This window comes from Natronorubrum halophilum, from assembly GCF_003670115.1.
Taxonomy (GTDB): Archaea; Halobacteriota; Halobacteria; order Halobacteriales; family Natrialbaceae; genus Natronorubrum; species Natronorubrum halophilum.
In genome coordinates this window covers 305,614-318,501 of record NZ_QQTY01000003.1, presented here as the reverse complement: position 1 = coordinate 318,501, position 12,888 = coordinate 305,614, and the positions used below count along the sequence as shown (strand labels likewise).

Sequence of the window (12,888 nt, the reverse complement as noted above, 5' to 3'; positions counted from 1 at the left end):
AATGAGCGGTGGAGCGTCGCTAGGCGAGTTCCCTCGCCGGAAGGATGTCGTCAATGCTGACGACAACGTTCGCTGCTTCAGTTGCGCTCGTGATCGCTTCGGACTTGATCGCCGGTACGTCGACGATGCCCGCTTCGAGCGCATCAAGAGTTCCGCCATGGGTCACGTCGATCCCCGCCGACGTCTCTCCATTTGCGTGGGCCGCACGGAGATCAGTTATTGTATCGATAGGATCGAAGCCTGCGTTCCGGGCGAGCACTTCCGGCACTCGCTCGAGCGCGTCGGCGAAGGCCTCCATGGCGATCTGTTCCCGACTGTCGTTCAGCGTAGCTTCATCGCGGACACGACGGGCAATTTCGATCTCCGTCGCTCCGGCGCCAGAGACGACGCGCCCCTCAACGACGAGTTGTATCGCGAGATCCACTGCCTCCTCGACATTGTTTTCGAGCGTCTTAGCGACGCTCTCCGTGGAACCGCGGAGAACCAGGGTTTTCGCCGTCGCATCAGTCTTTTCAACGTAGAACAACCCCGCATCGTCGTCCCGGCGAATGCTTGCCTGCCCGAGATCCGTCGCGCCGAGGTCCGCGAGATCGCCGACAATCCGGATATCGAGTAGTTTCGAGAGGAACTCCAGGTCAGGCTTGACGGTGAACTGAGTCACCAGTACCCCCTCCTCGGACAGCAGATTGGCGATTCTATCGTCGACTCGCTTCTGACAGAATACGACGTCGGCGCCGGCCGCCAGGATCTGGTCGACTTGCCCCCGCTGTGCCCGCTCCTCCCAGTCAAGATACTCGTTGTACTCATCCGGCGTGTCGACCGTAACGTTGGAATCGTGTTCAATCTCTCCGACCTCAAGCGGTTCGTCTACCAGCAGGACGTCGGCGCACTCAAGATCGGTCGGCATACTCGGCCGCATCGGAGTTTTTTCGATGATCGATCCCGAGAGGAGTTCGAAATCGTCGATCCATTGACCCGGTCTCGTATCGATAGCTATGCGGTCGGCGTGTTCAGCCTCTGCTTCCTTGACGACGGCTTCGGCGGCGGTAGCGATGAGATCCGCAAGGTCCGTCCGTTGGTTGCCGAAGACGACACCGGTGAGGTGACTGGCGACTGCTTGTCGAAGCATCTGTCCGTCGTTTGGGTCCAGCCGGTGTGACAACTCGTCAATCGCTTCCTGTGCGACCTTGTTCCCTTTTCGGAATCCGCCGACGACATTCGTCGGATGGATTCCCTGCTCGAGGAGCGTCTCGACGCTCGTCAACAACTCGGTCGTGATCGCGATAGCTGTCGTCGTTCCGTCACTGACTGCCGCTTGCTGATCCTCGCTAACCGCCGCGATGAGTCTCGCGAACGGGTTTTCGAATGCGAGCTGCTCGACGACAGTCGATCCATCACCGGTAATCGTCACCTCTCCGTTGTCACTCACGATCATCTTCTCCATCCCGTTAGGTCCGAGCGTCGACGTAACGATATCGCCGACCGCACGCGCGGCAGCGGCGTTCCGTTGCTGAATCTGCCTAGTCCCGTCGAAGTCAGATCGGTCCTTACTCGTAATGGTGCTTTGATTCATATGTATTCTCTCAGAGACAGTTGATATAAATGTATTGCCCGAAGTGATTCCGTCCCAATGGCTGAGTGGACCCAACAGGCGATCTCGATCTCGTGGAGACATTTCGACTGCGCACGTGGCGAACTGCTCGTGCACACAGTAGGCACTCCCCAGTACGAATCCACACAGTGTTTACTCACTCATGTGAAGCACATTGTTGGTGGATCAGAGGGCGATTTGAACGATCTCTTCGAGTGCTTCTCGACCGGGTTTTCGGAGGATTCACCGTCGAAGTTGGAACGCTCTGAGATACGGCGTTAGTTTGTCTTTCGAGATACCTCGATGGGGCGAGAGCCACGTGTCACTGGCGCGACGCGTGGCTCTCGAAGGTGTTTACGTGTGCATCTCCATCGACGTACTCGCTGTCTCCGTGAAAGACCGCTTCACGCTGGTATTTCTCGTCGTCCTCTAGCGGATCGTAGGCGCGAGATCCATCAGAAATAGCGTTAGACCCTAGCGCGAAGATCGTGCCGGTCTTGGCGTTGAACGTGCGTCCACAGTCCTTACAGCGGTACCGCTAATACTCTCGATAGCTGCCGTACTTGATCACCGACTCAGACCGGCAGCGCGGGCACTGTGGGTCCTCGCGCCAGCGAACCTGCAGGAGTAGGTTCGCGACGCTCGCCTCTGAGCGAAACACTTCAACTGGGAACATAGTCGGGTGATGCGTCAGCATCACCCCTGCCCGCTACGTTTTCACAGCGCCAGCTCTGTCCGACCAACAATCTGCTTCCGAAGAGCGATGTTTATTTATCATGAGCAAGTCTCTATTGCTGTGTCCTATGGAAACCGAAATCGGAAATAAGGTAGGTACTGTTAGGTCTACCGACTCGAGCAATAATTCAGTTGTAACTGTTAAAATCGGGTATATCGGCGGCGGAAGTCGCGGTTGGGCTCACACGCTCATAAACGACCTCGCCCAATGTACCGCCATTGCAGGGAAGGTATTCCTCTACGACCTGGATTACGAGAGCGCAAAGCGCAACGAGAAGTTCGGTAACTGGGTCCAGGAGCAGGACGGTGCGGTCGGAGACTGGACGTACACGGCGGTCGAAGACCGGGCGGAGGCGCTCGAGGACGCCGACTTCGTCATCCTGTCCACGCAGGATCCGCCAGCCGAAACGATGGCTCACGAGCTCGACATCCCAGCAGAGTACGGTATCTATCAGTCCGTTGGTGACACCGTCGGGCCCGGCGGAGTCGTCAGAGCTATGCGGACGATCCCGGTCTACCGGGACATCGCTGCCGGAATCCGTGAGCACTGTCCGGACGCGTGGGTGTTCAACTACACTAACCCTATGACGATCTGTGTTCGGACCCTCTACGAGGAATTCCCGGACATCAACGCCTTTGGGTGCTGTCACGAGGTGTTCCACACACAAGAGCACCTCGCCGAACTCGTCGCCGAGTACCTGGACGTCGAGCAACCACCGCGAACGGAGATCGACGTGAACGTCAAGGGGATCAATCACTTCACCTGGATTGGCGAGGCGTCGTGGAACGACCGCGATCTCTATCCGCTGGTCGAGCGACACCACGAGGAGGAAATCCGTGATCGCACCTTCGAACCGGGCGAGCTGGACGACGAGTCGTGGTTCGTGGACAACCAGCTTGTCACCTACGAACTCTTCGAGCGGTTCGGCACATTGCCCGCGGCGGGTGACCGACATCTTGCCGAGTTCGTTCCATGGTTCCTCTCGGTTGGCGAACCGGCAGAGGTCCAGTCCTGGGGGATTCGCCTCACCCCGAGCGAGTACCGTGTCGAACGGCAAGAGGAGGCGCTCTCAAAGTTCCACGACCCGATGAACGGCGAAGAGGAGTTCAAGTTCTCCGAGTCGGGCGAGGAGGGGGTCGACATGATGCGCGCGCTGGTGGGCGTCGAAGATCTCAAGACCAACGTGAACCTCCCCAACGTCGGACAGATCCCGAGCCTCCCAGAGGGCGCCGTCGTCGAGACGAACGCGCTGTTCTCGCAGGGGAGTGTGAGGCCGCTCACGGCCGTCGATCTGCCGGACCAGGTTCGAAACATGACGTTCCCGCACGTGCAGAACCAAGAGACGATGGTTGAGGCGGCGTTCGCGGGCGACGTCGACCTCGCGTTCCGGGCGTTCCTCAACGATCCACTCGTCACCGTCTCCATAGACGATGCGAAGTCGATGTTCCGAGAACTTGTCGACGCGGTCCGCCCGTACCTCGAGGACTACTGGGACCTCGACGAGCCGGCAGTACTTGATTGAGGCGCGGCGAGCAACACGAAACTACGTTTCGCTGACGGCGCCACAAGACGATCAGAACCCGTCGTACGCGGAGGGACGGACGAACAGAAGCGTTGGAACAAGGCGGCTCCGACCGGAACGCCGGTTTCGAGGCCCCATACCAGTCTGACATCTCGCATAGATTTTATCTGGTTTGAACTTGATGGGACATGTGATACGCCACATGGAGACAGTACTAGTCACTGGCAGCCTTGGGCGGTTCGGTCGTTGGACGGCCAATCACCTGGCGAGCGCGGACTACAATGTAATAGGAGTCGATAGGAAACATCCCGCGTTTGACACGGACATCCGGGAAGACATCCAGCTCCGGGCATGCGATCTGACCGACCAGGGTTCGGTCTGGGAAATCGTCAAGAGTGTTTCCCCTGATGCCATCGTCCACCTAGGCGTCATTCCCAATCCGGAGGTATATAGCGGAACACATGTGTTCGAGAACAACGTCACAACGTCCTCGTCGCCGCCGGCGAATCATCAGTTCCGGTAACGTGGGCTTCAAACGAGAGCGCATACGGCTTCCGTTCGCACGCGAGCCGACACTTCCGGATTACCTCCTCGTCGACGAAGCGCATCCTCTCCGTCCGGAAGACCCGTACGGATCGTCAAAGCTGGTCAATGAAGACATCGCCGAAATCGTCACGAGTCAGTACGACATCCCGGTCGCGTCCCTCAGAATCTCGAACGTCTAGTACCCAGGGAACTACACCGTCCTCGACAATCGATACTCCCTCGAAGCCGGCGTCGGGAACTTCTGGTCATACGTCGATGGCCGGGACGTGGCATCCGTGATCGAACGGACGCTAAAAACAGAGCTGTCCGGCCACAAATCCTTCGTCATCGCCGCTGACGGCCGCCCGGTTCTTGTACGACGACAACTCGCTCTACGGTCAGTTTCACGTCGAAGATCAGAACATCTCGGCCGAGGTCGCCGAACTGAACAGACCTACCTTTCAGGACAGCTCGGTCGAACTGTTCGTCGACCCCAACCCGGACGCCGACACCCGATGCTTCAACTTTGAAGTGAACTGCTGTGGCCAGTTCAAACTCGGCTGGCAGCGAGACGGATGGTAGGAGCGTGACCTCAGTTGGGATCTGATCGCACGCGAACTCGCTGATCAGATCTGGGTCGCGTCATCGGTTGACAGTCCAGTGCGCGAGCCGAGTTCGTCGGACGAGGAGTGGTGGGTCGCTACCGAGATTCCGTTTTCCGTCCTCCGGCAATTCACTGAGGTCGATATCGGCCCTAAAGCCGGCACAACGAGGCGTGGGAACGCTTATCGAAGTGGGATAGAGCGCGAATCGACGAAAGCAACGTGGAACCCGATGCCGACGCTGGAACCGGATTACCATTCCCGGAGTATTTCGGACGGCTCCGCTTCGGGTAACGGGTGTTTCGTGCGGCTCCTGCCGGGAGTCGCTCCCAGTCTGGAATGAGAAAAGCGCTGTTTTGGAACCGGACCGACCGGCAATTAGTTGTCGAACGCCTCGGACTCCGCCAGTACCTCCGACTTCTCGAGGTTCCAGTCCTGTAAGTACTCCTCCTCAGTGGCCACCAGCTCGGCGAACATCTCCCGGGCGGTCTCAGTCTGGAGCGTCTTGACCTGCGGGTCGTTGAGGAACGCCCGGAACGCGAGGTCGATGTCGCCCGCGAACGCCGCCTCAATCATCGTCTCGTGATTGTTCACGTGAGTCTGGATCTGGTTTCGGACCTGTCGAGGGAGCGGTCCGGCGTTGATCGGCTTGATGCTGCCCGGCGTAATCAGGGCGTTCGTCTCGACGACGGCCCCCTCGGGGAGACCCGTGATCTGACCCGTATTCGGAAGATTGACGTGAGTTTTCATGCTGTCGCCGACCGTGAGGGTCCGCATCAGGTCGACGGCGATTTCGCCGGAGGGGGCCAGCTCAAATTTAGTCTCGCCCTCCATCCAGGCCGTCACGTCCGTCGTCTGCTCCGACTCGGAGGGGTTCCAATGTTTCGCCCGGTAGTCGCTGGTGGTGCGCTTGACACCCCAGCGGTTGAGGTCCTCAGGCATGTCGCCCTGGATGAACCATGTCCCGTATTCAACGAGGTGGCGGTCCCCCGCGGCAGGGAGAATCCCGAACCGACGGTACAGTTCGAACGTGACCTGGTTGTTGTCGACGAACGGGTCCTCATCGGCCATCTCTTCGACTGTGTACTCCCGTAGTCCATCACCCTGCCCGATGTGATGGTCGACGATGGTCAGAAGATCGATGCCTCGCCAGCGCGCCTCGTCTACCCAGGTGTAGTGGTTGATCCCCTTGACGTTGATATCGATTTCGTCCCTATCGGGGCGTTCCACGTCGTAGTATTTAGCGACGAGGTCAGCGAGCATATCCTGGGCGTGGAACACCTCATGACAGAGACCGATCGCCTTGATGTCTGGGAACGCCTCGTGCAGCGCTCGAGTCGCCACCGTCAGCGGATTGGTGTAGTTCAGCACCCACGCGTCCGGGCAATGCTCCTGAATCGCGTTCCCGAACTCGCGGTACACCGGTACCGTCCGCATCATTCGCATCATGCCGCTTGGACCGATGGTCGCTCCAACGGCCCCGTAAATGCCGTATTCACGTGGAATATCGAGGTCGTGAACGAAGGTCTCGGCCGGGTTGAACTGCGTGGATAGGATGACGAAGTCGGTGCCTTCGAGCGCCTCCGCCCGGTCTTCGACCGCCGTGTATGTCCAGTCACCGACCGCTCCGTCCTGCTCCTGGACCCAGTTGCCGAATTCGGCGTTCAGCTGGGCGCTCTCATAATCTAGGTCGAACAGCGCGACTTCGCCCTCGATGTCCGAACAGAGCGCGAGGTCGCGGAACAGTTTCGGCGGCCACTCGCGGGCTCCGCCGCCGATGTACGTGATCTTGATTTCGTCTTCCGGCAGTGACGGCAACGCTTTCTCTTCGGTCTCCTCACGATGAGGCAATTGCTTGGAACGCATACGAGTATGGTAGAAACGGCGGTACTTATTCTTTTCCGACGACCTACTCAGCCGAACCGGCTTGAATGAAGACACTGGCAGCCTGATAGAGTCAGCGGCTCTCATTCGGACCGGAGTATCTGCGAGAGGTATAGTGGAGTGGGTTCGGGCGCCTATCTAATACGAGTGGCATCGAGTTGAGAACGTTCCGTCTGGTGAGGTGCTAAATGCGTATATCGGCTATCAACCCGGGCGTCCCCTGAGGTTGCCGCGTTCCAACGCCTGCTCGTCGGCCGCAGGGCGATACCGGGCCGGAACGGATCGAGAAGATCACGTCTGAGCGGGAAGCGACGATTCGTCAACAGGGAATCCAGCTCGTCGTTGCGTCGCCTGTAATCAGTTTCTCGAACGAGTGATGGATTTATCTCGCCCGCGCCGAATTCTAAATCCATGTCGCTGCTAGCCAACCGGGTTCAGGAACACCTGCAGGGTGTCGCCGTCGGACTCCTCACACCATTTGACAAAAGTCGTGAAATTAATCACAGTGAACTCGCGGAGAACGCTCACGACCTTTACGACGAAGGGATCCAGACGTTTCTCACGACGGCTAACATCAGCGAATATCATTCACTGTCCCAGCAGGAACGGATAGACTCCGCCAAGACAGTCGTCGAATCTCTCCCAGACGACGCCTGTGTCCTCGCCTGTGAATCGCCTTCGAAATATTCCGTCATGGCCGAACTGCTCGCGCCAGTGATGGCGACACCGCGAGTGTCGTCGCCAGTCTCGACGACAACGAGGACGGCGTCGCGTTTGAGCAGGTGGCGGTAGCCACCGTGGAACTGGCAATCTTGATGCGGCTTGATTGTCCTGATGCAGCATGATTGGTGGTGACAGAGCGTATTCAAAGATATGAGCAATCGCCATACCGAGACAACTGACCAAACTATCCTAAAAGATCTGGGCCAGCCGGGGTATCCGATCCTCCTATGACACGTTGGATAGAGTGATGTCACGTGGCATATATGAATCGTTCCCGATGGGGGAACTCCCCTTAAATACCACGTTATCGAAGCGACTGTGGTTTCATATTCGGTTTTGAGCGCGAAACCTCCGGATAGGAGAGGCGGGGAAATGTGCACTCACCGTGAGCGACCAAAGGGAACGAGCGGACCGGCCAACGACCGACCCGGAGGAGAGGTAGGAGTGCTTTTCGTCACCGTTTTGCCGAGCGCCCGACCGAAGCGAAGAAGCGCAGAGCAAAAGGTTGGCACATGCACGTACCGAAATCGAAGAGACTCGGGTCCAGACTCCGGCCGGAATAACGAAAGGGTATCACAAACTACTGCGAAGCAGGTCCGTACCCGCGACGCGGAATCACGCCGAAAGGTTTACGCACCGCCGAGCGGAACGGTTTCGCATGGATCGCAACAGTGAGGCCTACAGTACAGATTATCGGGTGAGTCGATGACGATCAACAGCGACTGGGGCGAGTGGTGGGCCCGCGAGGAGCTCTACGGGTCGCCGGTCGAGGGTGTCTCCCTGTGGTTCCTCGGCGTGACCGGCTGGGCGATCAGGACGAGCGAAACGACGATCTTCATCGACCCGTACTTCAGCACCGAACGGGACCGTGAGTACATCGCGCGGATGCTGCCGGTGCCGATGGAACCGCAGTGGGCCGAGGCCTGCGACGCCGTGTTCTGCACGCACGACCACCGCGACCACTTCTGGCCGCCCTCGTTCGGCCCCCTGCTCGAGCACGGCGGATCGGTGTACGCGCCGCCAGAGTGTTACGAGAACCACGACGTGAGCGACGTCCTCAAGGAGAAGCAGATCGTCGTCGAACCCGGTGACACCTACGAGATCGGCGATCTGACGATCCACGTGCGAGACGGCCGCGATCCCGACGCCGACGGAAGCGTCACCTACGTGCTCGAGCACGAGGAGGGGGCGATCTTCCACGGCGGCGACAACCGTCCCTGCGAGGCCTTCCACGAGGTTGGCGAGGAGTTCGACGTCGACATGGGGATGCTGTCGTACGGGACGACGGCTCGTCTCCTAGACGACGGCGACATCATCCGCCGGAAGCTGTACAACAACACACAGGACGTGATCGACGCCGCGAACGCCGTCGGGATCGACCGGTTGGTGCCGACCCATTGGCGACGGTGGCGGTCGATACAGGCAGACCCGGGCGCGCTCTCGAAGGCAGCCACGCCCTGGGAGTACCCGCGCGTCATCGAGGAGGTCGAGGTTGGCGACCGCCTCCGACTCGGCCACCCCGGGATCGTCCCGCCGACCCGCCTTGGCGGCGAGTGAACGGCCGTCTCCGAACTCACGGGCGCGAGTACAGCCGCTACGTCGCGAACGACCGGTCCGTGAGGGCCGGCACGAGAAAATCCGTTTGCTATGGGACGGCGATGGCGACCGTCTAGTAGTTCAGATAGACCGTCTTCATCGACGTGAAGAAGTCCAGCCCGGCGTCGCCCTGTTCGCGATAGGTGTCCGTCGAGGACCCCTTGTAGCCGCCGAAGGGGGTGTGGAGCTCGATCGCGGCCGCCTTCTCGTTGACCTTCGCGACACCCGACTCGACGCTCTCGGCGAACTCGTTGGCCTCGGTGAGGTCCTACGTGACGATGCTGGCCGAAAGATCATAGTCGACGTCGTTGGCGACCTCGAGCAATAGGCCGCTGTTTTCGTTCTCGAGGAGATACTCGCCGTCCTCCGTTTCCTCGATGTACCACTGCTGGGTTGCGTGGCCGGTGTCGGAGTGTTGCTGGACGTTCGCTCCGTCGGTCGTCTCGGCGTTTGCGACCTCGAGCAGTTGCCCACTGTTGACGTTCGTGATTTCGTAGGTGCCGGTCGAGATCAGACCGCCGGTGTCGCCGTCGTCGCCGTTACCGCCGTCGGGCGGCGAACTGCCCTCCTCGACGGCCGCGCGTGTGGGTTCGGTGATCCGGTAGACGTCGACGCCGTCGTCGAGCCACGACGTGTCCGCGAACCCGTCATCGATTCCGAACTGGGAAGCGCTGGCGAGTTGGGCCATCGCCGACCCGCTGAGACCGCTTAACGCTCCGGTTCCGATCAGTGCCGATACTGCCGTTCCTTTTAGATAGGTTCGTCTTGTTTGTCTCATGGTATCGCACCTCAATCGACAACGAACAGACTATTCTAGCAAAAATTATATTATAGGAATTAAATTTGATAGACACAATAGCGGCGAGCGACCAGCTGACGAAACGAGCGATGAAGGCACGAATTCGGTCCGGTTGGGCGGCGATCAGTCGCCGTCCAGCGATTCGATCGGTTCGACCTCGCCCCAGATCGCCTCGCTTCCGTCGGTCGGGGCCGCCCACTGGACGGCGTTATCGAGCACTGTCCGAACCTCATCCTGATAGAAGATCGGGTACGCCTCGTGACCCGGGCGGAACGCGAAGATGTGACCGCGGCCGCGGCGGTAACAGACGCCGGAGCGGAACACTTCGCCGCCCTCGAACCACGAGATGAGGACGGTGCGGTCGGGTTCCGGAACGTCGTACGGCTCGCCGTACATCTCCGTCTTTGGGATCTCGAACGACTCCTCGAGGCCGTCGACGATCGGATGACCGGGGTCTGCGACCCAGAGCCGTTCCGTCTCGCCGCTATGACGGTACTTGATGTTACAGGTCGTTCCCATCAGCCGTTTGAACGGCTTCGAGTTCTTTCCGGAGTGGACCGGAACGAAGCCCATCCCCTCGTGAACCCGATCGACGACGCGTTCGGCGACGTCGTCGTCGACCTCGTCGTTCGCGCAGTGAGACCACCACACGAGGACGTCGGTGTTCGCGAGGACGTCTTCGGACAAGCCGTTGTCGGGTTCCTCGAGCGTGGCCGTCCGAACGACGCGTTCGTCGCCCTCGAGTGCGTCCGCTATCGCCCCGTGGATCCCGTCGGGGTACCGCTCGGCGACCGCTGGCTCCTCTCGCTCGTGAACGTTCTCGTTCCAAACCGTGACGCGAAGGGTCATACGCGATGGGTCGTCGGGAGCGGTGATAAGTTTCCGGGATCGCGGGTCGCTTGTGTCGAGTGGCCGGGACAGGAGCAGCGATCGCGACCCACCTATTCACCCCTCGCGAACGTTACAGTAGTACTGCTGTAAAAAGAGATTACAGACATACGTTTGTAAATACGTCGTATGCGAAAGAGTATCTAGGATCGAGTGGCTGGAGAGTCATCCGCACGTGCACCGAATAACTCGGGTTCACGGCCCACAAACTCGGAATACGGCGAATTCGCAGGAGGAAAATGACGTCTCAGGTCGATTCACCCCGAACAACGGGGCGATTCCGGGTGTAGCATCGCCAACGGTGGAAAAGCGCGTTCGAGATCCGGTCGACTCGCTCGTCCGGTCGAGTGGGAGGAGACTCACAGCAGCCGGATTTTCGAGGATCTGTTCCCGATTAGCGAACAGAAGGAATGGTAACACGCCACGTCATTCTGTCGCCTTCGAGGCCGATGGGAGCGAGCGCGATCGAACACGAACTGGACGAACACGACCGGAAGAGCCGCTCTCTAACGCGATCGGTTCAGACCGCGGTTTCGATTCCCGACGGCAGAAAACTCGTCGTCGCGTTCAGCGCGATCGAGTCGTGTACGACCTGTCACCGTAGCGCTGTCGCGCTCGAGCCGATCGCGCTAGATGCGGGAGCGACGAAGGCGCTGAAAATGCAGGAGTGGTCAGGGCACTCCCGTCGACGCGGTGGTTTCCCGCTATCAGTCACTCGCATTATTTATATGGCCGGGTGCAAATAGGCTGACTATGGATATCGCTGACGTGAGAGGGTACGCGCTCTCTTCTCCGATCGATCCGGTACAGGAACGCCCGTTCTTCGGCGGCGTGCGGCGGCTCCGCAAGCGAGACGTCGTTCTCGTCGTTCTGGAGACTCGAGACGGCCGCCAGGGATTCGCGACCGCGGGCGCGAGCAGTTCCGCGATGCGCGAGTACTTCGAAGGCGACTCGCAGGGGACGTTCGCCGACGTCATCGAGGAGTCCGTCGCCGACGCGCTCGAGGGCGCGTCGATCGACGCGATCGCCGATGCCCACGACCTGATCGCGGCGGCGGACCTCCCCGCTCACCTTCGGACGGAAGCGATCTCGGCCGTCGATGTCGCGCTGTACGACATCCGCGGCAAGGAGGTCGGCGCACCGATCTACGAACTGCTGGCCGAGGAGTACGAGACCGAGCCGACGACCGAGATGCCGCTGTACGCCAGCGCCGGGATGTACATGGAGCCGGACGGGTACGTCGAACAGGCCGAAGTGCTCGAGGAACAGGGCTTTTTCGGCTACAAGTACCGACCCGGGATCGGCCCCGACGGCGACCGCCGGACGGTCGACTCGCTCGCCGACGCGGTCGATGACATCGAGATCATGCTCGACGTCCACACTTGGTGGAAGCTCGGCGAAGCGTACGGGCGCGACACCGTCCGCGAACTGGTCGAACACGCCGCCGAACGGGGCGCTTACTGGATCGAGGAGCCGGTCGAACCCGACGACCACGCGGGATACGTCGAACTGGCCGAGACCGGCGCGCCGCTGGCCGGCGGGGAGAGCGAGGAGTCGCCGGCGGGGCTGGTCGAACTCGGTAAGACCGGCGCGGTCGACTTCCTGCAGGGCGACGTCCGCCACCACGAGGGCTTTACCGGCTGCCGGGACGCGGTCGAGTACTGCGACGGCCGCGACGTCGAGTTCGTCCCGCACAACTTCGGCACCTGGCTCGGACTGCAGGCCAACGCCCACCTCGTCGCCGCGGCACCGGACGTGCAACTGCTCGAGTATCCCATCTTCGAGGGCAACCCGGCGCTCCCCGATGCGGAGACCGATCCCGGAATGTACCCGTTCGATCTCGCCTTCGACATCATCGAAGGACAGCCGGAAATCGATGACGGCCACCTGACCGTGCCGGACGGGCCCGGACTCGGCGTCGATGTCGATCTCGACGTCATCGAGGAGTACTCGTTCGTCGACGGTCCGTGGACGGAGTTCCGCTACGACGACGAGTAGGGCGCGGAAGAACCAGTGCTCTCG

The 12,888-nt window shown here is 60.2% G+C and carries 8 protein-coding genes and 5 pseudogenes; 7 read left to right on the top strand and 6 right to left on the bottom strand.

The genetic code is table 11. The annotated features are described in order from the left end of the window. Positions 1-19: 19 nt before the first annotated feature. Both thsB and DWB23_RS13630 read right to left on the bottom strand, forming a co-directional pair. Complete coding sequence (thsB, locus tag DWB23_RS13635) at positions 20-1,573, bottom strand: thermosome subunit beta (RefSeq protein ID WP_162989822.1); 1,554 nt, start codon at positions 1,571-1,573, stop codon at positions 20-22. A 261-nt stretch (positions 1,574-1,834) separates the two neighbouring features. Then, a pseudogene (locus DWB23_RS13630) lies at positions 1,835-2,267 on the bottom strand (IS1/IS1595 family N-terminal zinc-binding domain-containing protein). 127 nt (positions 2,268-2,394) lie between these two features. Between DWB23_RS13630 and DWB23_RS13625 the strand changes: the two are divergent. From DWB23_RS13625 to DWB23_RS13610, 4 genes and pseudogenes are all read left to right on the top strand, one after another. Further along, positions 2,395-3,849 carry a family 4 glycosyl hydrolase gene (locus tag DWB23_RS13625; protein WP_121743371.1) on the top strand — a complete coding sequence of 485 codons (1,455 nt, stop codon included), beginning with the start codon at positions 2,395-2,397 and terminating at the stop codon, positions 3,847-3,849. Between the two features lie 202 nt (positions 3,850-4,051). Continuing rightward, positions 4,052-4,372 carry an NAD-dependent epimerase/dehydratase family protein gene (locus DWB23_RS13620; protein ID WP_162989821.1) on the top strand — a complete coding sequence of 107 codons (321 nt, stop codon included), beginning with the start codon at positions 4,052-4,054 and terminating at the stop codon, positions 4,370-4,372. Further along, on the top strand, positions 4,311-4,574 hold the full coding sequence (locus tag DWB23_RS24005) for an NAD-dependent epimerase/dehydratase family protein (protein WP_121743369.1): 264 nt from the start codon (positions 4,311-4,313) through the stop codon (positions 4,572-4,574). Before DWB23_RS13620 ends, DWB23_RS24005 begins: the two co-directional genes overlap by 62 nt. A 151-nt stretch (positions 4,575-4,725) precedes the next feature. Further along, positions 4,726-4,956 (top strand): annotated as a pseudogene (locus DWB23_RS13610) (carbohydrate-binding family 9-like protein); the annotation flags it as partial. 398 nt (positions 4,957-5,354) lie between these two features. Here the strand turns inward: DWB23_RS13610 and DWB23_RS13605 are convergent. Continuing rightward, positions 5,355-6,842 carry a family 4 glycosyl hydrolase gene (locus DWB23_RS13605; RefSeq protein ID WP_121743367.1) on the bottom strand — a complete coding sequence of 496 codons (1,488 nt, stop codon included), beginning with the start codon at positions 6,840-6,842 and terminating at the stop codon, positions 5,355-5,357. A gap of 429 nt (positions 6,843-7,271) precedes the next feature. Between DWB23_RS13605 and DWB23_RS13600 the strand changes: the two are divergent. After that, positions 7,272-7,526: pseudogene (locus DWB23_RS13600) on the top strand (dihydrodipicolinate synthase family protein); the annotation flags it as partial. Here DWB23_RS13600 and DWB23_RS24000 read toward each other — a convergent pair. Continuing rightward, positions 7,526-7,729 (bottom strand): annotated as a pseudogene (locus DWB23_RS24000) (hypothetical protein); the annotation flags it as partial. The pseudogenes DWB23_RS13600 and DWB23_RS24000 overlap by 1 nt on opposite strands. Positions 7,730-8,288: 559 nt before the next feature. On the opposite strand from DWB23_RS24000, the gene DWB23_RS13590 reads away from it, so the two are divergent. Then, positions 8,289-9,140 (top strand): MBL fold metallo-hydrolase, encoded by an 852-nt coding sequence (locus DWB23_RS13590; protein ID WP_121743366.1) that lies wholly within the window; start codon positions 8,289-8,291, stop codon positions 9,138-9,140. 112 nt (positions 9,141-9,252) lie between these two features. Here the strand turns inward: DWB23_RS13590 and DWB23_RS23495 are convergent. Both DWB23_RS23495 and DWB23_RS13580 read right to left on the bottom strand, forming a co-directional pair. After that, a pseudogene (locus DWB23_RS23495) lies at positions 9,253-9,741 on the bottom strand (aldehyde dehydrogenase family protein); the annotation flags it as partial. Between the two features lie 360 nt (positions 9,742-10,101). After that, positions 10,102-10,827 carry a ThuA domain-containing protein gene (locus DWB23_RS13580; RefSeq protein WP_121743365.1) on the bottom strand — a complete coding sequence of 242 codons (726 nt, stop codon included), beginning with the start codon at positions 10,825-10,827 and terminating at the stop codon, positions 10,102-10,104. A 792-nt stretch (positions 10,828-11,619) separates the two neighbouring features. On the opposite strand from DWB23_RS13580, the gene DWB23_RS13570 reads away from it, so the two are divergent. Beyond that, positions 11,620-12,864 (top strand): mandelate racemase/muconate lactonizing enzyme family protein, encoded by a 1,245-nt coding sequence (locus DWB23_RS13570; RefSeq protein WP_121743363.1) that lies wholly within the window; start codon positions 11,620-11,622, stop codon positions 12,862-12,864. Positions 12,865-12,888: the final 24 nt, after the last annotated feature.

Excerpts from the sequence above, each read along its gene's own strand:
- thsB (WP_162989822.1), bottom strand. The coding sequence starts at position 1,573 with ATGAATCAAAGCACCATTACGAGTAAGGACCGATCTGACTTCGACGGG.
- DWB23_RS13625 (WP_121743371.1), top strand. The coding sequence starts at position 2,395 with ATGGAAACCGAAATCGGAAATAAGGTAGGTACTGTTAGGTCTACCGAC.
- DWB23_RS13620 (WP_162989821.1), top strand. The coding sequence starts at position 4,052 with ATGGAGACAGTACTAGTCACTGGCAGCCTTGGGCGGTTCGGTCGTTGG.
- DWB23_RS24005 (WP_121743369.1), top strand. The coding sequence starts at position 4,311 with ATGTGTTCGAGAACAACGTCACAACGTCCTCGTCGCCGCCGGCGAATC.
- DWB23_RS13605 (WP_121743367.1), bottom strand. The coding sequence starts at position 6,842 with ATGCGTTCCAAGCAATTGCCTCATCGTGAGGAGACCGAAGAGAAAGCG.
- DWB23_RS13590 (WP_121743366.1), top strand. The coding sequence starts at position 8,289 with ATGACGATCAACAGCGACTGGGGCGAGTGGTGGGCCCGCGAGGAGCTC.
- DWB23_RS13580 (WP_121743365.1), bottom strand. The coding sequence starts at position 10,827 with ATGACCCTTCGCGTCACGGTTTGGAACGAGAACGTTCACGAGCGAGAG.
- DWB23_RS13570 (WP_121743363.1), top strand. The coding sequence starts at position 11,620 with ATGGATATCGCTGACGTGAGAGGGTACGCGCTCTCTTCTCCGATCGAT.